Here is a 21,250-nt window from a genome sequence, read left to right on the forward strand (position 1 = left end):
AGCGGCTCTCCACCCGCAGCGTGGGCGCCACTACAGTCCGTCGCGAAGATGTCGTACCAGTCAGTAGCTTCAGCAGGTCGATGGAGGCACAGCAAATGGCGCGCGAGCCGGGCAATGGTCGATTCACTGAGAGCGGTCTCCCCATTGAGCCCGTGTACGGGCCGGATGTGCTCGGTGGCTGGGACCCGGCCGAGAAGCTGGGTGAGCCCGGTGCTTTTCCTTTCACGCGGGGTGTGTACCCGTCGATGTACACGGGGCGTCCCTGGACGATGCGTCAGTACGCCGGATTCGGTACTGCCGTTGAGTCCAATGCCCGCTACAAGCAGCTGATCGCGAACGGCACCATGGGGCTGTCCGTGGCGTTCGACCTGCCCACCCAGATGGGCCACGACAGCGACGCGCCGATCGCGAGCGGTGAGGTCGGCAAGGTCGGCGTGGCCATCGACTCGATCGACGACATGCGGGTGCTGTTCGGCGGGATCCCGCTGGACAAGGTCTCGACGTCGATGACGATCAACGCCCCGGCCGCGCTGCTGCTGCTGATGTACCAGCTGGTCGGCGAGGAGCAGGGGGTGCCTGCGGACCGGCTGACGGGCACCATCCAGAACGACGTGCTCAAGGAGTACATCGCGCGTGGCACATACATCTTCCCGCCGAAGCCCTCGCTGCGGCTGATCGCCGACATCTTCAAGTACTGCAAGGCCGAGATCCCGAAGTGGAACACCATCTCGATCTCCGGCTACCACATGGCCGAAGCCGGTGCCTCGCCCGCGCAGGAGATCGCCTTCACGCTCGCCGACGGCATCGAGTACGTCCGTACCGCCGTGGCGGCGGGGATGGACGTGGACGACTTCGCGCCCCGCCTCTCCTTCTTCTTCGTCTCGCGGACGACGATCCTCGAAGAGGTGGCCAAGTTCCGCGCGGCCCGGCGCATCTGGGCCCGTGTCATGCGGGACGAGTTCGGCGCGAAGAACCCCAAGTCGTGGATGCTGCGCTTCCACACCCAGACCGCGGGTGTGCAGCTGACCGCCCAGCAGCCCGAGGTCAACCTGGTACGCGTGGCCGTGCAGGGTCTGGCCGCGGTCCTCGGCGGCACCCAGTCGCTGCACACCAACTCCTTCGACGAGGCGATTGCGCTGCCGACCGACAAGTCGGCGCGTCTGGCCCTGCGCACCCAGCAGGTGCTGGCGTACGAGACGGACGTCACCGCGACCGTGGACCCGTTCGCCGGTTCGTACGTCGTGGAGAAGATGACGGACGACGTCGAGGCCGCCGCCGTCGAGCTGATGACCAAGGTCGAGGACATGGGAGGCGCGGTCAACGCCATCGAGCGCGGCTTCCAGAAGAGCGAGATCGAGCGCAGCGCGTACCGCATCGCACAGGAGACCGACAGCGGCGACCGCGTGGTCGTCGGCGTCAACCGCTTCCAGCTCGACGCCGAGGAGCCGTACGAACCGCTGCGCGTCGACCCGGCCATCGAGGCCCAGCAGGCGGAGCGCCTCGCCAAGCTGCGGGCCGAGCGGGACCAGGCGGCGGTGGACGCAGCCCTCGCCGCGCTGAAGAAGGCTGCGGAAGGCACGGACAACGTGCTGTACCCGATGAAGGACGCGCTGCGGTCGCGGGCCACCGTCGGCGAGGTGTGCAACGCGCTGCGCGAGGTGTGGGGGACGTACGTGCCGTCCGACGCGTTCTGACCCAGGCTCAGAAGATCAGAAGACATGTGCGTCCAGGCTGAGCCGTCTTACATGCAGGACACGAGAACGGAGTGTCGCACCCACGTGCGACACTCCGCTGCATGCTGGGTGTCACCGATCTTCCGACGTATCTCGTGGGCCTCGTCCTGATCATTCTGCTGCCGGGCCCGAACTCCTTGTACGTGCTCTCCGTCGCCGCCAGGCGCGGTGTGCGTACGGGCTATCGTGCGGCGGCCGGAGTCTGGTGCGGCGACGCGGTGCTGATGGTGCTCTCCGCCGCGGGAGTGGCCTCGCTGCTCCAGGCCAATACCCTGCTGTTCGGCATCGTGAAGTACGCGGGCGCCGGCTATCTCACCTGGCTCGCCATCGGCATGCTGCGCGCCGCCTGGTCGCTGTGGCGTTCGCGCCACGAGCGGAGCGCCGGGGCCGCAGCCGCTGAACCGGCCGCGCCCGGTGCCGAACGGCCGTTCCGCCGGGCCCTGGTGATCAGCCTGCTCAATCCGAAGGCGATCCTCTTCTTCATCTCGTTCTTCGTACAGTTCGTGGACCCCGGCTACGCCCATCCCGCGCTGTCCTTCGTGCTCCTCGGCGCGCTCGCCCAGGCGGCCAGCGTTCTCTACCTCTCGGCCCTGATCTTCGGCGGCACCCGACTGTCGGCCGCGTTCCGCCGCCGCAAGCGGCTTTCGGCGGGTGCGACGACCGCGGCGGGTGCGCTGTTCCTCGGCTTCGCGGCGAAGCTCTCCGTCAGCAGCGTGTGACCTGAGCACCAGCCCTGCTCAGGGACCGCTTCAGCAGCGGGGTGAGCGGCCGCTCCACCCAGCGGTGCAGCAGCCACGCCAGCAGCAGCATCAGCGCGATCGTGCCCACCAGGCTCGCGTACGAGGGCAGGCCGAGGTGGCGGTGCAGCAGCCCGACCGCCACCCAGCCCAGATGCTCGTGGACCAGGTAGAAGGGGTACGTCAGCGCGCCGGCGACCGTCAGCCACCGCCAGTTCACCCACGCCAGGCGGCCGGCGGCGATCAGCGCCACGGCGACGAAGCCCGCGGTGACGACGGCGACGATCACAGACGCGCTGCGGTACGAGAAGAACCGCGGGTCGGGGGCGTGCCACAGCGTGGCGACGGCGTAGTGCTGGCCGAGCAGCCAGCCGGCGCCGGTGACACCCCAGGCGAGTACGTCCCGCCGGTCGCGGTGGACCAGGTAGAGACCGATGCCGCCGACGAAGAACGGCGCGTACTCCGGCATCAGGACGAGGTCGAGCAGGTGGCTGTCCGCCGCGTCGGCGACCGCCGCGGCGAGCGTCCACACCGCGCAGAAGAGCAGGATCCGCTGCCGGCCACCGCCCGGCAGAACGACGAAGAGCGCGAAGAGGGCGTAGAAGCGCAGCTCCGCCCAGAGAGTCCAGCAGACACCGAGCACCCTCTCGGCGCCGAGTGGTTGCTGGAGCATGGTGAGGTTGAGCAGGAAATTTGAGGGCGACACCGTCCGGTACGCCACCCAGGGCAGCGCGAAAACGAGTGTCACCAGCGCGATCGCCGCCCAGTACGCGGGGAAGAGCCGGGCCACGCGTGACACGAAGAAGGCCCGCAGCGGCCGCCCCCAGGCGCTCATACAGATGACGAAGCCGCTGATCACGAAGAAGATCTGGACCCCGAGGCAGCCGTACGCGAACCAGGGGGAGGCGGTCGGGAACTGCAGGCCGGGCGAGGTGCCCCAGGCCTTGCTGATCTCTCCGCCCCGGCCGCCGAGGTGGTAGGCGGCGACCATCAGGGCGGCCAGCAGCCGCAGTCCGTCGAGGGCGCGTAGCCTGGGCGGGGGTCCGGCCCGTGCCACGCGGGCCGCCGGCCGCGGGAGCGGGTCCGCGTGGCGGGTGCCGGACGCGGCTGTGGGAGTCGAGGTCATCCGAGCGCGGCCCGCTTGAGGTGCCGGGCCCGGCGGACCACGCGCCGCACCGCCGGGCTGCGCGGGATGAACGCGAGCTGTGCGGGGACCGCGCCGGGCAGGCCGAGCGAGGTCAGCCGGCGCCGCTTGAAGTAACGCCAGGTGTGCGCGTCGAGATGGCGGGCGAGATAGTGCTCGGCAGCCGGCCTGAGCCCGGCCAGAATCTGCGGCTGCATGGCGAATCCGACGGCTGTGACCAGCCCGGTCAGAGATTCGCGCACCTGCTCCCCGGTCGGTGGCACCCAGCCGGAGAGGGCCGGCTCGTCGGAGAGGTCGGGCAGCAGCGCGTCCACGATGGTCAGCGGTACGCGGTTGCTGTTCTGGTACGGGGCGAGGCGGTCGAGCAGTGGTTCCGTACCCGTCCGGGCGACCGGGATGCCGTACAGCATGGCGGCCGTGAACAGCCCCGTGGAGAAGCAGCCGGCCACCAGGGCCGGGCGCAGCCGCTGGTAGAGCACCTCGGCGAGGACCGGGCTGTCGACCACGGTCAGTTCGGCACCGAGCCGCTCGGCCTCCTCCTCGACCAGGCGCGACCAACGGGCGGGCGCGCTGGGGTGGGGCTTGAAGACCAGGTGGTGGTGGCCGAGGGCGTGCGCGCCGCGGACCATCCGGACGTGCAGTTCCTCCTCTTCCTGCGGGGTGAGCAGGGAGAGGGCGGAGAGGTACTGCCCGAGGAGCAGGGCGGGGGGTTCCGCCGGGCCCGGCGCGGATGCCGCTTCGGTCCCGGCCAGCTCGGCGAGGACCTTGGTGAACGCGTCCGTGGGCACCAGCCGGGGCTCGACACCGAACTCGCTCAGCAGCAGGGGCCTCAGCCCCGGCACCAGGTCCAGGTGGAGGAGTCCGCGGACGCGGGTACCGATCAGCGGATCGAGCTTGTTACGGGTCGGGCCGTAGCTCATCAGGCCGTCGGCGTAGACCTCCACGGGCGCGCCCGGGAACAGCTGGACCACCGACAGCGCCGGGCTGACCTGCAACGACTCGACGATCAGCTCGACCCGGTCGTCACCCAGCTCCCACACCTGCCGCAACTGCCGCTCCCACAGCGGCGCGTCCTCCGGGCGCGGGGCCCAACTGCCCGGGTGGAAGGGGGCGATCGTCTCGTTCCACGACAGCACGCCGTCGAACCGGCCGCGCAGCAGCGCGAAGCCCGGCATCTCGTCGAGGCCGGGCGTCGTCTCGGGGGTGGCGGCGTTGTTGCTGACGAGCAGCAGCCGGCGGTCGGCGGGGCGGAAGCAGCCCGCGTCGATCGCCGCGGCGATCGTGGCCGTCCCGTACAGCGTGGAGGCCAGGAAGATCTGAGTGGTGCGGACGTGGCCCGGCATCAGGCGGCCACCCCCGCGGCGACCGGGCGCCGCCTGAGCCTTCGCAGCCGGGCGGCCCGGCGGACATCCATGGAATCGAGCGCGTCGTCCAGGACATTCTGCGGCATTCGCTTGAGAGCGGCCGCGCTCATGGAGCGCAGTTTTCGGGCCACGGCTGGTTCGAACCTTTCAGCGGATCCCACGTGGTGGGAAATGATCGCGCAGTACGTGCGCACGGCTTTCGGCAGGAGCGTTTCCGCATCCCGGTCCCGGGCGGTTTCCTCCAGGACCTGGTCGAATGCCCGGATGAAGTCGAGCTGACGCACATCGCCGATCTGTGTGAGTGAGGTCGCGACCCCCCGCCGGTAGAAGATCCCCGGCAGCCCCACGGCGGCGAATGTCTCGGCCTCCCGGTGCAGCCGCCAGATCCACGGCCGGTCCTCCGCGGTCCGCAGCCCGTCCGTGAAATGCAGCAGTCCGCGGTCGGCGAGCCGGCGGTGGTAGACCCCGGCCCAGGCGTACGGATAGTCGACCGACGTGGACCGGTCGGCGGGCAGGATCGCGTCGCGCGGCGAGGAGACCTCGCCCTGCAGACCGTGCGGGACGCGATGGACCGTACGGGCGCGAGCCGTGCACTGGACATGGTCGGTACGGACGAAGTCGCAGCCCAGCGCCTCGATGGCGGCGAGCACCCGGGCGTAGTGGCCGGGCGCCAGCCAGTCGTCGCCGTCCAGGAAGGTGAGGTACTCGCCGTGCGCCGCGTCGAGCCCGGTGTTGCGCGCGGTGGCCAGCCCGCCGTTCTGCTCATGTCTGAGCACGACCGCTCCCGGCAGCTCGCGGGCTGCGCGTTCGAGCAGCTCCGGCGTCCCGTCGGACGAACAGTCGTCGACGAGAATGAATTCGAAATCCTCTCGCGCATTCGCACGGAGGCTTCTGAGGGTGTCGGGAGCGTATGTCTGCACGTTGAAGAACGGCACGACGACGGAGAGCTTAACCACCCGGGTGACCTTAGGACTTGTCCCGGCATCCATTCTGGCCCGCACGCGGACAGTGGATGAACGAAGAATGGCGAGACCGTTAACCTGCCTCATTCCACGCCACATTCGCATTTCAGCGACAGGCTGTTAACCAGCTGTTGCGGACGAGTTGGGCCGTCAAGCGGAACGCCTGCATAGCGTCGGCGTCGTGCCAGTAAGTACCAAGAGGAACCTGCGGGTCGCCGTACTCGCGGATTCCGATACGCGATGGAAATGGGGCGCACTCACCGCGCACCGCCTCGCCCCCGAACTCCACCTCACCGGATTTCTGCTTCGCGGCCGGGCCACCCCCACCGCGCGCCAGCTCGGCGAAGTCGGTGTAAAAGCCGACCGGTTGAGCGAGGTGACCAGCGCGGAGTTCCTTCAGGAAATGAGGAACGAGCCGTACGACGTGGTCGTGCTCGCGCTCGTCGGCGGCGCCGTACAGGCGATGCTGCACGGCCTGCGCCGGCTCTGGCCGGCCGCCGCCGCCCGCCCCGTACTCGTCACCGGATACGTCGGAGTCGTATACGAAAAGCTCGCCGACGGGCTTCTGCTCCGCCACGGCGCCGACCTCGTCCTCGCCAACTCGCGTCACGACGCCGAGCGCTTCCGCACGGTGTACGAGGGGGTGGGCGCCGACGCCGCAAGCGTCGTCGAGACCGCCCTGCCGTTCCTCGGCGGCGCGCCGTACGAGGAGCGCCCCGACGGCGCGGAGACCGTCGTCTTCGCGGCCCAGCCGTCGGTGCCGGAGAGCCGCGCGGACCGCGGCTATCTGCTGCGCCGCGCCGTCCAGCACGCCAGGCTGCATTCGCGGCGGGAGGTCCTGGTCAAGCTGCGCAGCAAGCCGGGTGAGCACACCACGCATTTGGAGGAGCTGCCGTACCAGCGGCTCGCCGACCGGATCCAGGGCGGGCTGCCCGACAACTGCCGCCTGGTCTACGGGCACATGGGCGACGTCCTCGACCGCACCGACCTGCTGGTGACGGTGAGTTCGACGGCGGCGCTGGAATCCCTGCACCGGGGCATCCCCACCGCCGTGCTGACCGACCTCGGCGTGCGCGAGGCGCTCGGCAACCACCACTTCCTCGGTTCCGGCTGTCTCGCGTCCTGGGACCAGCTCGACGAGGGCCACCGTCCACAGGCCGACCCCGAGTGGCTCGCCCGTCATGGCGTCGCCGCCGACGGTCCCTGCGGCGACCTCTACGCGAGTGCCTTCGACGCGGCCCGCAAGCGCATCGCGGAGCTGACCGAACAGCCGCAACTCCCGTCGCCCGCCCCCTACTACACCCTGGCCACCGCGCCCGGATACCTCCCCGGCATCCTCGCCCGCCACCACCTCGGCCCCGACGGGGCCCCGCTGCCCGGTGCCGCGCCGGCAGCGTCACAAGCCTCCGGTGTACGCCGCTGGGTCCGCTCGGCGCTGCGTGACGCGGCCCGTGGCGCGTACCGGCACGGCGTCCAGCGCGTGGCCCCCGTCATCCGCCGGATGGGAGAACTGTGAGCACCACCGACGTACGCACGGTCCTCGCCGTGATCCCCGCCCGCGGCGGATCCAAGGGCGTCCCCGCCAAGAACCTCGCCCCCGTGGGCGGCGTCCCACTGGTGGCCCGCGCGGTGTACGCCTGCCGCGCGGCGCGCCTGGTCACCGCCGTCGCCGTCTCCACGGACGACGCCGCGATCGCGGCCGCCGCCCGGGACGCGGGGGCCGAAGTGGTACCTCGTCCCGGTGGCATCGCAGGCGACACCGCCACCAGCGAATCCGCCGTCCTGCACGCGATGGACGCGTACGAGGCGCTCCACGGGGTGCGGGTGGATGTCGTCCTGCTGGTGCAGTGCACAAGCCCGTTCCTGACCCCGGAGGACGTCGACGGAGTGGCGTCCGCAGTGACCGGGGGCGGAGCGGAAACGGCGGTGACGGCGGCGCCGTTCCACGGCTTCGTCTGGCGCGCGGGCGCCGCCGAGACGGGGGATCCCGTCACCACGGCTGCCGGTCGGGCATCCGCCGGCACGGACGCCGCACCCGGATCCGCACCGGACGCCTCCGGCACCGGCACCGCCCCTGCCGCCGAAGGCGGCTACGGCGTCAACCACGACCAGTCCTTCCGGCCGCGCCGGCAGGACCGGCCCCAGGACTTCCTGGAGACCGGCGCCGCGTACGCCATGGACGCGGCCGGGTTCCGCGAGGCACGTCACCGCTTCTTCGGCCGGACCGCCCTCGTACCGGCCGATCCGGCCCGCGTGCTGGAGATCGACGACCCGCACGACCTGGCGCGAGCCCGGGCGCTCGCGCCCCTCCTCGACACCCCGCCCCTCCTGGATCCCCCACGTCCCCCCGGCGGTGTCCCGCGTCCCCTCGACGACACCGCACACCACCGCTCCAACCCCTCAGGTCCCCTGCACACCCCACGCCCCCAGCGAAGGACAGCACCCTCCATGAGCACCTCCTCCCGCCTGCGCACGCTCGGTTCCCGCACCGCCGGCCCCGGCCACTCCGTCTACATCACGGGCGAGATCGGCATCAACCACAACGGCGACCTCGAGAACGCCTTCGCGCTCATCGACGCGGCCGCCGAAGCAGGCTGCGACGCGGTCAAGTTCCAGAAGCGGACGCCCGAGATCTGCACCCCCCGCGACCAGTGGGACATCGAGCGCGACACCCCCTGGGGCCGGATGACGTACATCGACTACCGCCACCGCGTCGAGTTCGGCGAGGACGAGTACCGCGCGATCGACGAGCACTGCGCCAAGCGCGGCATCGACTGGTTCGCGTCCCCGTGGGACACCGAGGCCGTCGCCTTCCTGGAGAAGTTCGACGTACCGGCGCACAAGGTCGCCTCCGCCTCGCTCACCGACGACGAGCTGCTGCGCGCCCTGCGCGCCACCGGCAAGACGGTCATCCTCTCCACCGGAATGTCCACGCCGAAGCAGATCCGGCACGCGGTGGAGGTGCTGGGCAGCGACAACATCCTGCTCTGCCACGCCACTTCGACCTACCCGGCGAAGGCCGAGGAGCTCAACCTCCGGGTGATCAACACCCTGCGAGAGGAGTACCCCAACGTCCCGATCGGCTACAGCGGCCACGAGACGGGTCTGCAGACCACGCTCGCCGCCGTCGCCCTCGGCGCGGTCTTCGTCGAGCGCCACATCACGCTCGACCGCGCGATGTGGGGATCGGACCAGGCGGCGTCCGTCGAGCCCGGCGGTCTGCAGCGCCTGGTGCGCGACATCCGCACGATCGAGACCGCGCTCGGTGACGGCGTCAAGAAGGTGTACGAGAGCGAGCTCGGCCCGATGAAGAAGCTGCGCCGGGTCGCCGGGACGGTCTCCGAGGGCGGCGACCGCATGCCCGCAGCGGTCTGACGGACGCCCCGGACCGGCCGGCCCCTGCCGACGACGAGGAGAACGCGGTGACCTCACCTGCCCCCACCCTGGCTCTCGTGGAGAGCCCGGTTCAGCTCCTCAACGTCCTGGAGTGGGCGTACGCGGGGGCTGCCGGGTGCCCGGGCCTGCTCAGCACGGTCCCGCCCCAGCCCACGCGCGGCACCCCGCGCCGCCCCGCCGGGGCCGGCCGGGCCGGGGGCGCCGCCGGGACCCGCGAGCCGGTCGGCGGGCCCGGGCCCGGGCTGCGGATCGTCGTGCTGCCGCCCGTCGACCCCATGTCGCGGGGGCAGCTGCGTCGGATGGCCGCGCTCGCCCTCGACGAGGGCTACCCCGTCGACTGGCAGGAGGCGCGCGGCGGCGCCGCCGCACCGCTGAAGGCGCTGGGCTCGCTGGCCGGCGCCTTGCGCAGGGCCCCGCGGATCGTCATCGGCGACCCGTTCTCCCGCTACGTGCAGCTGCTGCTGACACTCGCACGGGCCAGGGACATCGTGGTCGTCGACGACGGGACGGCCACCATGGAGTTCGTCGCCCAGCTGGCCCGCGGCGACCGCCTCGTGCGCTGGCACCGCAGCGGAGGGCGCGGACTGCGCGGGGCGCGCGACCTCGTGTACGCGCCGGTCGCCGCCTCTGCCCGCCGCCGGCTCACCCCGAAGGCGCGCCGCCGGGTCGAGGTGTTCACCGCCATGCCCGTCGACGCCCCGGACGGCATCACCATCCAGGTCAACGACTTCGCGTGGACGCGGTCCCGGTTCGGTCCGCCGCGGCTCACCAAGGGCACCGACCTGGTGGGAACGTCCCTGGTCGAGACGGGCGTGGTGGAACCCGCCCGCTATCTGGAGGCGGTACGGACGCTGGCGCGCACCCACGCCGCCACCCGCTACTTCGCGCACCGCAGGGAGAGCGCCGAGAAGCTTCGCAGGCTCAGTGCGGAGACGGGGCTGGAGATCGTCCGCCCCGACCTGCCGCTGGAGCTGATCGCCCGCCGTGGCCCGGTCGGCCGTACGATCCTGAGTTTCCCGTCCACGGTCGTCCACACCCTGCCGCACGCTCTCGCCGGTACCGGGGTGACCGTCGCCGTCTGTGACATCGACCCGGCGTGGCTTACCGAACGTGCGTCCCCGCGCGCGCAGAGTTTCCTCGCGGGAGTGACCGACACGGCCCGGGATGTCGAGCGGCTGGCCGCCGCGCCCGCGGGTTCCGTCTGAGGCCGGAAATAAGCGGGAGGTACGCTCAAAGGGCGGTGGAGCTTACCCACACGCTCAGTCGGTCATGCACCACGCGGCCTGCTTTCTTCGCCTAACGGGTTGAAGTTTTGTTGATCGCTGGCCAGTTGACCACTGAATGGGCCTACCCTTCAACAGGTGAACCAGTTGATGTACCGCGAGTCCGAAGCCGACCTGCCCGGTGAAGCGGCACTGCCCGGCACGCTCCCGGAAAGCCTGCGTGCCGAGCTGATCGCCTTCCGCCGTGACCTGCACATGCACCCGGAGCTGGGCAATCAGGAGTTCCGTACCACCGCGGCGATCAAGGCCCGGCTCGAACAGGCCGGCCTGAAGCCACGCGTCCTGGACGCCGGAACGGGCCTGATCTGCGACATCGGCACCTGGGACGGACTGCGGCCCATGCTGGCCATCCGCGCGGACATCGACGCACTCCCGATCCCCGACGCCAAGGTGGGCGTGCCCTACCGTTCCACCGTCCCGGACCGCGCCCACGCCTGCGGCCACGACGTGCACACCACCACCGTGCTCGGCGCCGGCCTGGTCCTGGCCGGGCTGGACCAGCAGGGACTCCTGCCCCGGCCCGTACGGCTGATCTTCCAGGCCGCCGAGGAGGTCCTTCCCGGCGGCGCCGCCGACGCCATCGCGTCCGGCGTCATGGAGGGTGTCGGCAAGATCATCGCGGTGCACTGCGACCCCAAGGTCGAGGTCGGCAAGGTCGGGCTCCGGCACGGTGCGATCACCTCCGCCTGCGACCGGCTCGAGGTCACCCTGAACGGCGCGGGGGGCCACACCGCGCGCCCCCACCTCACCACCGACCTGGTCACCGCCGCTGCCAAGGTGGTCTCCGAGGTCCCGGCGCTGCTGGGCCGCCGGGTGGACGCCCGTGCGGGCCTCTCGGTCACCTGGGGCCGGATCGAGGCCGGCCACGCGTGCAACGTCATCCCGATGCACGCCGAGCTGTCCGGCACGGTCCGCTGTCTGGATCTCCACGCCTGGCGCGACGCACCGGACCTGGTGCACGCGGCGATCGACGAGATCGCCACACTCCACCGGGCCAAGTCGGAGATCAACTACGTCCGGGGCGTCCCGCCCGTCGTCAACGACCCCGCGGTGTCCGATCTGCTGGGTGACGCGATGATCGCGCGCCGTGGACCGCATGCAATCGAGGACACCGAGCAGAGCCTGGGCGGCGAGGACTTCTCCTGGTACCTGGAGCTCGTTCCGGGCGCCATGGCCCGCCTCGGAGTGCGTACGCCGGGCGACCCGGTCCGACGGGACCTGCACCGCGGCGACTTCGACGCGGACGAGGGTGCTATCCAGGCCGGGGTGGAGCTCTTCACGGCGGCCGCGCTGCTCGACGGGGTACGCGGATAGTCGCGGTCGGTCGCGCACAGTCACAGGCGCCGTCCCGGACGGCGTGGCCTGTTCGCGACGATCCGGTAACGACTGATGAACAGGCCTTTAACTGACATCTACGCGCGTTACGATCGCCGCGAAACCAGCGCCGGCAGAGGCGCTTCGGTCAGGTTGAAGGAGCCTCCCAGTGCGCCGGGTATCCAAGATCAGCGCCGCGTGTGCCATCACCGCGGCTCTTGCGCTCACCGCCACCGCTTGTGGCGAGTCGTCCACCGAGTCCTCCGGCTCGGGTGACGAGAAGCAGCTCAAGATCGGCATGGCCTACGACGTCGGCGGCCGTGGCGACAACTCGTTCAACGACTCCGCGGCCCGCGGTCTGGACAAGGCCAAGGCCGAGTTCGACGCGGAGACCAAGGAGCTCACCGCCAAGACCGGTGAGACCCCGGCCGACCGTGAGACGCGCCTCGCGTCGCTCGCCGAGGGCGGCTACAACCCGGTCATCGCCGTCGGCTTCGCGTACAAGGACGCGGTCGACAAGGTCGCCGCCAAGTTCCCGGAGACCAACTTCGGTCTGGTCGACTCGGTGTCCGAGGCCAAGAACGTCGACAGCATCATCTTCACCGAGGAGCAGGGCTCCTACCTCGCCGGTGTCGCGGCCGCGCTGAAGTCGAAGGACGGCAAGATCGGCTTCATCGGCGGTGTCGACCTTCCGCTGATCAAGAAGTTCGCCGCGGGCTTCGAGCAGGGCGTGCTGGAGACCGACCCCAAGGCGTCCGTCCAGATCCAGTACCTGACCACCGGCTCCGACCTGTCCGGCTTCGGCAGCCCCGACAAGGGCAAGGCCGCCGCGAAGGGCATGCTCGACAAGGGCATCGACGTCATCTACGCGGCTGCCGGCGGTTCCGGCGCCGGTGTGATCGAGGCTGTGGCGGCCACCCCCGGCGCCTGGGCGATCGGCGTCGACTCCGACCAGGCCAAGGACCCCGCGCTGTCGAAGTACGCCGGCTCGATCCTGACCTCGGTCGTCAAGAACGTCGACACCGGTGTCTACGACCTGTCCAAGTCCGTCCACGACGGCAAGCCGCTGACCGGTGTGAACTCGTACTCCCTGGCCAAGGACGGCGTCAGCCTCACCACCACGGGCGGCCACCTCAAGGACATCCAGGCCAAGATCGACGAGGCCAAGAAGAAGATCGTCGACGGCGCCATCAAGGTGAAGACGACCACCTGAGCCGCCTGTTGACCGGGGCCCGTGGAAGTGGCTTCTGCCGCTTCCCGGGCCCCGCGTCACGTGCAGCCTCAGAGAGTTCAGTTTTTTTGGCGAAGCTACGCGCGTAGCGTGCCGCCGAACGCGGTAATTTTCGCCACCACCGCCCCCGCTCCCTCCGCCTCCTGCCTAGGAGAGTGCGCCATCAAAGCGTCAAGCAGTCCCCATGCCGTAGAGCTCCGCGGCATCACCAAGCGATTCCCCGGAGTCGTGGCCAACCACGACATCGACATCACCGTGCGCAGAGGCACCGTTCACGCGCTCGTGGGCGAGAACGGCGCCGGCAAGTCCACTCTGATGAAGATCCTTTACGGCATGCAGAAGCCGGACGAGGGCACCATCGCGGTGGACGGCGAACAGGTCTCCTTCCACAACCCCGGTGACGCGATCGCCCGTGGCATCGGCATGGTGCACCAGCACTTCATGCTCGCGGACAACCTCACCGTCCTCGAGAACGTGGTGCTCGGCTCGGAGAAGCTGTACGGCATCGGGGACAAGGCCCGCGTCAAGATCAAGGAGATCTCCGACGCGTACGGGCTCAGCATCCGGCCCGACGTCCTGGTGGAGGACCTGGGAGTGGCCGACCGCCAGCGCGTGGAGATCCTCAAGGTGCTCTACCGCGGTGCCCGCACGCTGATCCTCGACGAGCCGACCGCCGTCCTCGTCCCCCAAGAGGTCGACGCGCTCTTCGACAACCTCCGCGAGCTCAAGGCGGAGGGCCTGACCGTCATCTTCATCTCCCACAAGCTGGGCGAGGTGCTGTCGGTCGCCGACGAGATCACGGTGATCCGCCGCGGCACGACGGTGGGCAGCGCCGACCCGAAAACGGTCACCACCAAGCAGCTCGCCGAACTCATGGTCGGCAGCGAGCTTCCCTCGCCCGAGACCCGCGAGTCGACCGTCACCGACGTACCGATGCTTCAGGTCCAGGACCTCAAGCTGACGGCCACCGACCCCGACGGCGTCGTGCGCGCGGTGCTCGACGGCATCTCGTTCACCATCCACAAGGGCGAGGTGCTGGGCATCGCCGGTGTCGAGGGCAACGGCCAGTCGGAACTGGTCGAGGCCATCATGGGCATGCGGACCCTGGACAGTGGCGCTCTCACCCTGGACACCACCGACATCTCGCAGACGCCGACGCGCAAGCGCCGCGAAAGCGGCATGGGCGTCATTCCCGAGGACCGCCACCGGCACGGCCTGCTGCTCGAAGCGCCGCTGTGGGAGAACCGCATCCTCGGGCACGTCACCGAACCTCCCAACAGCAAGGGCGCGTTCCTGGATCTGAAGGGCGCGCGCGCCGACACCGAGCGGATCGTCCGCGAGTACGACGTCCGCACCCCCGGCATCGAGGTCACCGCGGCCTCGCTCTCCGGCGGCAACCAGCAGAAGCTGATCGTCGGCCGTGAGATGAGCCACAACCCCAAGCTGCTGATCGCGGCCCACCCGACCCGCGGTGTGGACGTCGGTGCGCAGGCGCAGATCTGGGACCAGATCCGTGAGGCGCGCCACGAAGGCCTGGCGGTGCTGCTGATCTCCGCGGACCTGGACGAACTGATCGGCCTCTCGGACAGTCTGCGCGTCATGTACCGCGGACGCCTGGTAGCCGACGCCGACCCGGCGACCATCACCCCGGAGGAGCTGGGCTCGGCCATGACCGGCGCGGCCACCGGCCATTTGGAGCACCCGCACGGCAACGGTGCCGGCGACCCCGCGAACGGGGGAGAGGACCGATGAAGAAGTTCGACAAGGAGCGGCTGCTCCTGGGGCTCGCGGCCCCCGTACTCGCGATCCTGGTCGCGTTCCTGGTGACAGCCCTGGTGCTGGCCGCCACGGGCAAGGAGCCGTTCCAGGCCTTCGGCATCATGTTCGACTACGGCATCAAGTCGGACAGCCAGGTCTACATCCTGAACAAGGCGACGACGTACTACCTGGCGGGTCTCGCGGTGGCCATCGGCTTCCGGATGAACCTGTTCAACATCGGAGTCGACGGCCAGTACCGCCTGGCGGCGTTCTTCGCCGCCGCGCTGGGTGGCGCTGTGACTCTGCCCGGCTTCCTGCAGATCCCGATGATCATCATTGCCGCGATGATCGTCGGCGCGATGTGGGCCGGTATCGCCGGTGTCCTGAAGGTCACCCGCGGCGTCAGCGAGGTCGTCTCGACGATCATGCTCAACGCGATCGCCACCGCGATCATCGGCTACCTGATCCAGGAGGGCCGTCTCGGACACCTGGACGAGGCCGGTACGGAGATCTCCACCAAGCCGCTCCCGGAGTCCGCGCACTTCTTCGAGTTCCCGACCACGCCGACGCCGATCTTCGGATTCATCGTCGTCGCGGTCGTCGCGGGCTTCGCCTACTGGTTCACCCTCTCCCGTACCCGGTTCGGCTTCGACCTGCGTACGGTCGGCCAGTCGGGCTCCGCGGCCGAGGCCAGCGGCGTGAACGTGAAGAAGATGGTCGTCACGTCCATGCTGATCTCCGGCGCCATGGCCGGTCTGATCGGTATGCCGACCCTTCTCAACGACACCTTCGAGTACGGCGGCGGATTCCCGCTCGGCATCGGATTCACCGGTATCGCCATCGCCCTGCTCGGCCGCAACCACCCGATCGGCATCGCGCTCGGCGCGATCCTCTGGGCGTTCCTGGAGCGCGGCAGCGGCAAGCTCGAGTTCGAGGGCTACGACAAGGAGATCGTCGGCGTCATCCAGGGCGTGATCGTCCTGTGCGTCGTCATCGCGTACGAAGTGGTGCGCCGCTACGGCCTCCAGCGCCAGCAGCGGCAGGTCGGCGAGAAGCTCGCCGCCCAGGCCCGTAACTCCGACCAGCAGGAGGTGTCGGCGTGACCGCCACGGCGACTTCCACCCCGCCGCCCGCCGCACCCAAGGCGGCCGGCAGCAAGGGCGGCCGGACCCGGCTGTCCTTCCCCGTCATCCTGCTGATCATCGCGGGTGCCCTCATCGCACTGTCCGCGGTGCGGGCCATCACGGGCGCCGAGGACCTCACCGGTGCCGGCCAGATCAGCGCGGCCCTCTCCATGGCCGTACCGATCGGCCTCGCCGGTCTCGGCGGACTCTGGTCCGAGCGGGCAGGTGTGGTCAACATCGGCCTCGAAGGCATGATGATCCTGGGCACGTTCTTCGGCGCCTGGGCCGGCTGGCAGACCAGCCCCTGGCTGGGTGTGCTCGCCGGTGTGCTGGGCGGTATGTTCGGCGGCCTCCTGCACGCGGTCGCCACCGTCACCTTCGGCGTCGACCACATCATCTCCGGTATCGCGGTCAACATCCTGGCGGTCGGTGTCACCACCTACTTCGCCAAGCTGTGGTTCAACTCCGGTGAGGCGGCCCAGCGCGGCGGCAGCCCCAAGCAGTCCCCGCCGGCCGAGGACATCACCTCGGTCACCGTGCCCGGTCTCTCGGACTGGCTGGCCTCCATCGAGAAGCACCACTGGTTCTTCGTGTCGGACCTGGCGGGCATCCTCGGCGGCCTGGTCACCAACCTGTCCCTGCTGACGATCGTCGCCGTGCTGCTCTTCTTCGCCACCTTCTGGGTGCTGTGGAAGACGTCCTTCGGTCTCCGGCTGCGCTCCTGTGGTGAGAACCCGATCGCCGCGGAGTCGCTGGGCGTCAACGTCTACACGTACAAGTACATCGCGGTGATCGTCTCCGGCGGTATGGCCGGCCTCGGCGGCGCCTTCCTCTCCCTGGTCACCTCGCACATCTACAACGAGGGCCAGACCGGTGGCCGCGGCTACATCGGCCTGGCGGCGATGATCTTCGGCAACTGGCGTCCCGGCGGACTCGCCATGGGCGCGGGTCTGTTCGGCTTCGCGGACGCACTGCAGCTGAGGGCGGGCGGCCAGTCCGTCCACGCGCTGCTCCTGCTGCTGGCGGTGCTGCTCGCGGGTCTCGCGCTGTGGAAGCTGTACCGCAAGAGCTACCTGGTGGCCGCCATCAGCGGAGTAATCGCCGCGGGTGTCCTGGTCTGGTACCTCGGTACGGACACGGTGCCCACGGAGTTCGTCAGCGCCACGCCGTACGTCGTCACGCTGCTCGTCCTCTCGCTGTCCGCCCAGCGGCTGCGGATGCCGAAGGCGGACGGTATGCGGTACCGGAAGGGCCAGGGGAAGTGACGCGGGCCGCGGCCGTCGACTGGGAAGCCCTCCGCAAGGCGGCCCGGGACGCGATGTCCCGTGCGTACGCGCCGTACTCGGGCTACCCGGTCGGCGTCGCCGCCCTCGTCGACGACGGCCGTACGGTGGTCGGCTGCAACGTCGAGAACGCCTCGTACGGCATCGGCCTGTGCGCCGAATGCGGACTGGTCTCCCAGCTCCATGCGACCGGCGGGGGCCGGCTGACCCACTTCACCTGCGTGGACGGCCAGGGCGAGATCCTGGTGCCGTGCGGGCGCTGCCGTCAGCTGCTGTACGAATTCGGCGGCGGAGAACTGCTGCTGGAGACGCCGGAGGGCATTCTTCCGCTCTCCGACATGCTTCCGCAGGCCTTCGGCCCGCACCACCTCTCGTAGATCCGCCTCAGTAACGCGGCCCTTCCGCTCCGGCGGAAGGGCCGCCCCGGAAGGAAGCCCAACCATGGACGTCATCTCCGTCATCCGCACCAAGCGGGACCGGGGCGAGCTGAGCCCCCAGCAGATCGACTGGGTCATCGACGCGTACACGCGCGGCGAGGTCGCCGACGAGCAGATGTCGGCGCTGGCGATGGCGATCCTGCTCAACGGAATGAACCGCGTCGAGATCGCCCGCTGGACCGCCGCGATGATCAACTCCGGGGAGCGGATGAACTTCTCGGCCCTCTCCCGCCCCACCGCCGACAAGCACTCCACCGGCGGCGTGGGGGACAAGATCACCCTCCCGCTGGCGCCGCTGGTCGCCGCCTGCGGCGCCGCCGTACCGCAGCTCAGCGGCCGGGGCCTCGGCCACACCGGCGGCACGCTGGACAAGCTGGAGTCCATCCCCGGCTGGCGCGCGCTGCTCTCCAACGCCGAGATGCTCGACGTACTGGAGTCCACCGGCGCGGTCATCTGCGCGGCGGGCGACGGCCTGGCCCCCGCGGACAAGAAGCTCTACGCCCTGCGCGACGTCACCGGCACCGTCGAAGCCATCCCGCTGATCGCCTCGTCCATCATGTCCAAGAAGATCGCCGAGGGGACCGGATCGCTCGTCCTGGACGTCAAGGTCGGCACCGGCGCCTTTATGAAGAACATCGAGGACGCCCGCGAACTCGCCGCCACCATGGTGGGCCTCGGCACGGACCACGGCGTGAAGACCGTCGCACTGCTCACCCACATGTCCACTCCGCTCGGCCTCACGGCGGGCAACGCCCTCGAAGTCCGGGAGTCCGTCGAGGTGCTGGCGGGCGGCGGGCCCGCCGACGTCGTCGAGCTGACCCTCGCCCTCGCCCGCGAAATGCTCGACGCGGCCGGCCTGAAGGACGCCGACCCCGCCAAGGCGCTCGCCGACGGCTCCGCCATGGATGTCTGGCGCCGGATGATCGCAGCCCAGGGCGGCGACCCGGACGCGACGCTGCCCGTCGCGCGCGAGCAGCACGTCGTCCACGCCTCGTCCAGCGGCGTGCTCACCACTCTCGACGCCTACGCCGTCGGCGTGGCGGCCTGGCGGCTCGGCGCGGGCCGGGCCCGCAAGGAGGACCGCGTACAGGCGGGCGCGGGCATCGAGCTGCACGTCAAGCCGGGTGCCACCGTCACGGCCGGCCAGCGTCTGATGACCCTGCACACGGACACCCCGGAGAAGTTCCAGTACGCCCTGGAAGCCCTGGACGGCGGCGTTCTCGTCGCGCCCGAGGGCACGGCCTTCACGCCGAACCCCGTTTTGCTGGAGCGCGTCTCCTGACACGCCGCGGGAAGCCCTCCGCTGCGCCGGAGGGCACCTCGCGGGCGGAACTCATCCCGTGCGATGAGTTCCGCCCGTCCCGCGGGTCTTCACTGATGTGGAGCCCACACCCCCGAGCGTCCTCGTCATCACCGGTCCCATCAGCCACGCCGATGTGCCGCGCCTGTGCGAGCAGCTGAGAGTGCTGCTCCACGACTCCGTGACGGCCGGTCCCGGCGGTGGGGCCGGCGGCGTCCCGGGCGGCAGCGTCCCGGCCCGGGTGGTGGACTGCGACGTCGGGGCGCTCACCGCGCCGGACCTCGCCGCGGTGGACGCCCTGGCCAGGCTGCAGCTCACCGCCCGGCGGACGGGCGGCCGGATCCGGCTCCTGCGGCCGAGCGGCAGGCTGCGGGCGCTGCTAGGACTGGTCGGGCTCGGCGTCGAGGTGCTCGGGGAGACCGAAGAGCGGGAACCACCGCTCGGTGTCCAGGAAGGCATTGAGCCCGACGATCTTCCCCCCTGAGATCTCGAGGACCTGGAGCGCCCACGGGTCGTGGCCGTCGCCCGGCTCGCTGATCCGGTACTGGCCGAAGGCCGGCAGGCCGTTCGCCACGGTCGGCACCAGCCGGGAACCCTTGCAGCCGATGCCCTGGTTGAGGTGCCAGGCACGGATGTCGGCGGGGCCGTGCAGCCACAGGTCGAACGGCGGCATGGACAGCGTGGCGTCCTCATGCAGCAGGGCCGTGAGCTGATCCATGTCGTATCCCTCGAAGGCGGCGACATAGCGCTCCAGCAGCTTCTGCTGGTCCGCGTCGAGCGGGTCGGCGGCGTCGCTCTCGCGGATCTCGTTCGCCGCGAGGGTGGCCCGGGCCCGCTGCAGTGCGCTGTTCACGGACGCGACCGAGGTGTCGAGCAGCTCGGCCACCTCGCTCGCCTTCCAGGCCAGCACTTCCCGCAGGATCAGCACCGCCCGCTGCTTCGACGGCAGGTGCTGCAGCGCCGCGACGAACGCGAGCCGGACCGACTCCTTCGCCACGGCCATGTCGGCCGGGTCCGCGGTGGCCGGCAGCACCCGGCCGTCCGGCACGGGCTCCAGCCAGGTGATCTCGGGCAGGGTGTTGAGGACGGCCGTGGCCTGGGTCTGCGGCGACGACAGGTCCATCGGACGGGCCCGGCGGTTCCCGGCGTTGAGCATGTCCAGGCAGACGTTGGTCGCGATGCGGTAGAGCCACGACCGCAGCGAGGAGCGGCCCTCGAAGCGGTCGTAACTCCGCCAGGCGCGGACGAGCGTGTCCTGGACGGCGTCCTCCGCCTCGAAGGCGGAGCCCAGCATCCGGTAGCAGTAGCCCGTCAACTCGACCCGGTGCTTCTCCAGGTTGGAGTCGAGGTCCGGTTTCGTTGCGAGATCACTCATGGAGATCCACCCCTGTAACCCGTCGGCACCAGCGATTCGGAACCTACACGAGGGGTCTGACAACGGCAGTCGGAACGGCCGCCGGACCGGTCTCCTGGGCGTCTCAGGTGCCGGGCTTGCGTCCGTACACGAAGACGTCGTCACCGTTCTTCAGCAGGTTCCAGTACGCCTTCGCGTCCGCCGGCCGCATGTTCACGCAGCCACCGGAGCCGGGCGGGTTCCACATGCTCTTGCTGGTGGCGTGGAAGGCCTGTCCGCCGTCGAAGAACTGCGAGTGCGGCATCCACACCTTGTAGATCGTCGACCAGTGGTTGAGGCTGCGGTAGTAGATCTTCTTCGCGCCCGTCCGGGTCTCCGTGCCGTTCTTCCCGGTCCGTACCGGCACCGGCCCGTACTTGAGCGTCTTGCCGTCCTGGATCCAGCTCAGTTGCCGGGTCAGGTCGACGCAGGCGATACGGCCCTTGTTGACGGGGCACGTGCCGGCCTTGTTGGGATTGGTGCCCGCCGCCTTCTGGGCGAGCATCGTGCTCATCGTGCGCCAGGTGACGGGACCCGCGTAGCCGATGGTCGGCGTGATCCCGTGCTTTGCCTGGAAGGAACGTATCGCCTGGCAGTCCGCGGCCGACTGCCTGCCGTCCACCGGCCGTCCCAGGAACTTCTCGACCTGCTTCTGGTACGGCCCGGTGCTCGTGGTGCACGACGCGGCCTGCGCCGGCGTACTGCCGATTGCCACCGTCACCGGTACCACCAGGGCGGCGATCCCGGCCGCCACCGTCCCTCTGCGTATGTGTCCCATCGCCCCGTCCCTC

18 protein-coding genes and 1 pseudogene are annotated in these 21,250 nt (G+C 70.1%); 14 read left to right on the forward strand and 5 right to left on the reverse strand.

What is annotated here, in order from left to right:
• Positions 1 to 95 precede the first annotated feature (95 nt).
• Both AB0M62_RS08045 and leuE read left to right on the forward strand, forming a co-directional pair.
• Complete coding sequence (locus AB0M62_RS08045) at positions 96 to 1,694, forward strand: methylmalonyl-CoA mutase family protein (RefSeq protein ID WP_366073253.1); 1,599 nt, start codon at positions 96 to 98, stop codon at positions 1,692 to 1,694.
• Between the two features lie 101 nt (positions 1,695 to 1,795).
• Positions 1,796 to 2,452 carry a leucine efflux protein LeuE gene (gene leuE, locus AB0M62_RS08050; RefSeq protein WP_366073254.1) on the forward strand — a complete coding sequence of 219 codons (657 nt, stop codon included), beginning with the start codon at positions 1,796 to 1,798 and terminating at the stop codon, positions 2,450 to 2,452.
• Here the strand turns inward: leuE and AB0M62_RS08055 are convergent.
• The 3 genes from AB0M62_RS08055 to AB0M62_RS08065 are packed head-to-tail and all read right to left on the reverse strand — an operon-like array spanning position 2,439 to position 5,934.
• Entirely contained in the window at positions 2,439 to 3,596 is a 1,158-nt protein-coding gene (locus AB0M62_RS08055) for an acyltransferase (protein ID WP_366073255.1), read from the reverse strand. The genes leuE and AB0M62_RS08055 overlap by 14 nt on opposite strands.
• The gene (locus AB0M62_RS08060) at positions 3,593 to 4,957 is read right to left on the reverse strand and encodes a polysialyltransferase family glycosyltransferase (protein ID WP_366073256.1); all 1,365 of its coding nucleotides are present in this window, start codon (positions 4,955 to 4,957) and stop codon (positions 3,593 to 3,595) included. Before AB0M62_RS08060 ends, AB0M62_RS08055 begins: the two co-directional genes overlap by 4 nt.
• Entirely contained in the window at positions 4,957 to 5,934 is a 978-nt protein-coding gene (locus tag AB0M62_RS08065) for a glycosyltransferase family 2 protein (RefSeq protein ID WP_366073257.1), read from the reverse strand. Before AB0M62_RS08065 ends, AB0M62_RS08060 begins: the two co-directional genes overlap by 1 nt.
• 187 nt (positions 5,935 to 6,121) lie before the next feature.
• Between AB0M62_RS08065 and AB0M62_RS08070 the strand changes: the two genes are divergently transcribed.
• The 12 genes and pseudogenes from AB0M62_RS08070 to AB0M62_RS08125 all read left to right on the forward strand — a co-directional run bounded on the left by AB0M62_RS08070 (position 6,122) and on the right by AB0M62_RS08125 (position 19,550).
• On the forward strand, positions 6,122 to 7,456 hold the full coding sequence (locus AB0M62_RS08070; RefSeq protein WP_366073258.1) for a DUF6716 putative glycosyltransferase: 1,335 nt from the start codon (positions 6,122 to 6,124) through the stop codon (positions 7,454 to 7,456).
• 29 nt (positions 7,457 to 7,485) lie between these two features.
• Positions 7,486 to 7,869 (forward strand): annotated as a pseudogene (locus tag AB0M62_RS08075) (NTP transferase domain-containing protein); the annotation flags it as partial.
• A gap of 519 nt (positions 7,870 to 8,388) precedes the next feature.
• Complete coding sequence (locus tag AB0M62_RS08080; protein WP_366073308.1) at positions 8,389 to 9,315, forward strand: N-acetylneuraminate synthase family protein; 927 nt, start codon at positions 8,389 to 8,391, stop codon at positions 9,313 to 9,315.
• A gap of 47 nt (positions 9,316 to 9,362) precedes the next feature.
• Complete coding sequence (locus AB0M62_RS08085) at positions 9,363 to 10,541, forward strand: hypothetical protein (protein WP_366073259.1); 1,179 nt, start codon at positions 9,363 to 9,365, stop codon at positions 10,539 to 10,541.
• A 168-nt stretch (positions 10,542 to 10,709) separates the two neighbouring features.
• A complete protein-coding gene (locus tag AB0M62_RS08090; RefSeq protein ID WP_366073309.1) occupies positions 10,710 to 11,933 on the forward strand; it encodes an amidohydrolase in 1,224 nt (407 codons plus the stop codon).
• Between the two features lie 169 nt (positions 11,934 to 12,102).
• Positions 12,103 to 13,146, forward strand: a complete 1,044-nt coding sequence (locus AB0M62_RS08095) for a BMP family ABC transporter substrate-binding protein (RefSeq protein WP_366073260.1) — start codon at positions 12,103 to 12,105, stop codon at positions 13,144 to 13,146.
• Positions 13,147 to 13,326: 180 nt separating this feature from the next.
• Positions 13,327 to 14,916 (forward strand): ABC transporter ATP-binding protein, encoded by a 1,590-nt coding sequence (locus AB0M62_RS08100; RefSeq protein WP_366073310.1) that lies wholly within the window; start codon positions 13,327 to 13,329, stop codon positions 14,914 to 14,916.
• Positions 14,913 to 16,025, forward strand: a complete 1,113-nt coding sequence (locus AB0M62_RS08105; protein WP_366073261.1) for an ABC transporter permease — start codon at positions 14,913 to 14,915, stop codon at positions 16,023 to 16,025. The genes AB0M62_RS08100 and AB0M62_RS08105 overlap by 4 nt, the downstream gene beginning before the upstream one ends.
• Complete coding sequence (locus AB0M62_RS08110; protein ID WP_366073262.1) at positions 16,022 to 17,311, forward strand: ABC transporter permease; 1,290 nt, start codon at positions 16,022 to 16,024, stop codon at positions 17,309 to 17,311. The genes AB0M62_RS08105 and AB0M62_RS08110 overlap by 4 nt, the downstream gene beginning before the upstream one ends.
• Positions 17,308 to 17,706: a cytidine deaminase gene (locus tag AB0M62_RS08115; RefSeq protein WP_366073263.1), complete on the forward strand. Its 399-nt coding sequence runs from the start codon at positions 17,308 to 17,310 to the stop codon at positions 17,704 to 17,706. The genes AB0M62_RS08110 and AB0M62_RS08115 overlap by 4 nt, the downstream gene beginning before the upstream one ends.
• Before the next feature lie 64 nt (positions 17,707 to 17,770).
• Positions 17,771 to 19,048 carry a thymidine phosphorylase gene (locus AB0M62_RS08120; protein ID WP_366073264.1) on the forward strand — a complete coding sequence of 426 codons (1,278 nt, stop codon included), beginning with the start codon at positions 17,771 to 17,773 and terminating at the stop codon, positions 19,046 to 19,048.
• A gap of 97 nt (positions 19,049 to 19,145) precedes the next feature.
• Complete coding sequence (locus AB0M62_RS08125; protein ID WP_366073265.1) at positions 19,146 to 19,550, forward strand: STAS domain-containing protein; 405 nt, start codon at positions 19,146 to 19,148, stop codon at positions 19,548 to 19,550.
• On the opposite strand, the gene AB0M62_RS08130 is transcribed toward AB0M62_RS08125, so the two are convergent.
• Both AB0M62_RS08130 and AB0M62_RS08135 read right to left on the reverse strand, forming a co-directional pair.
• Positions 19,446 to 20,441: a sigma-70 family RNA polymerase sigma factor gene (locus AB0M62_RS08130; RefSeq protein ID WP_366073266.1), complete on the reverse strand. Its 996-nt coding sequence runs from the start codon at positions 20,439 to 20,441 to the stop codon at positions 19,446 to 19,448. The two genes, AB0M62_RS08125 and AB0M62_RS08130, sit on opposite strands and share 105 nt — an antisense overlap.
• 103 nt (positions 20,442 to 20,544) lie before the next feature.
• Positions 20,545 to 21,237 (reverse strand): L,D-transpeptidase family protein, encoded by a 693-nt coding sequence (locus AB0M62_RS08135; protein WP_366073267.1) that lies wholly within the window; start codon positions 21,235 to 21,237, stop codon positions 20,545 to 20,547.
• Between the last annotated feature and the right edge of the window lie 13 nt (positions 21,238 to 21,250).

The sequence above is a fragment of the Streptomyces sp. NPDC051219 genome, from assembly GCF_040682335.1.
Taxonomy (GTDB): Bacteria; Actinomycetota; Actinomycetes; order Streptomycetales; family Streptomycetaceae; genus Streptomyces.

Excerpts from the sequence above, each read along its gene's own strand:
- AB0M62_RS08045 (WP_366073253.1), top strand. The coding sequence starts at position 96 with ATGGCGCGCGAGCCGGGCAATGGTCGATTCACTGAGAGCGGTCTCCCC.
- leuE (WP_366073254.1), top strand. The coding sequence starts at position 1,796 with ATGCTGGGTGTCACCGATCTTCCGACGTATCTCGTGGGCCTCGTCCTG.
- AB0M62_RS08055 (WP_366073255.1), bottom strand. The coding sequence starts at position 3,596 with ATGACCTCGACTCCCACAGCCGCGTCCGGCACCCGCCACGCGGACCCG.
- AB0M62_RS08060 (WP_366073256.1), bottom strand. The coding sequence starts at position 4,957 with ATGCCGGGCCACGTCCGCACCACTCAGATCTTCCTGGCCTCCACGCTG.
- AB0M62_RS08080 (WP_366073308.1), top strand. The coding sequence starts at position 8,389 with ATGAGCACCTCCTCCCGCCTGCGCACGCTCGGTTCCCGCACCGCCGGC.
- AB0M62_RS08090 (WP_366073309.1), top strand. The coding sequence starts at position 10,710 with ATGTACCGCGAGTCCGAAGCCGACCTGCCCGGTGAAGCGGCACTGCCC.
- AB0M62_RS08105 (WP_366073261.1), top strand. The coding sequence starts at position 14,913 with ATGAAGAAGTTCGACAAGGAGCGGCTGCTCCTGGGGCTCGCGGCCCCC.
- AB0M62_RS08120 (WP_366073264.1), top strand. The coding sequence starts at position 17,771 with ATGGACGTCATCTCCGTCATCCGCACCAAGCGGGACCGGGGCGAGCTG.
- AB0M62_RS08130 (WP_366073266.1), bottom strand. The coding sequence starts at position 20,441 with ATGAGTGATCTCGCAACGAAACCGGACCTCGACTCCAACCTGGAGAAG.
- AB0M62_RS08135 (WP_366073267.1), bottom strand. The coding sequence starts at position 21,237 with ATGGGACACATACGCAGAGGGACGGTGGCGGCCGGGATCGCCGCCCTG.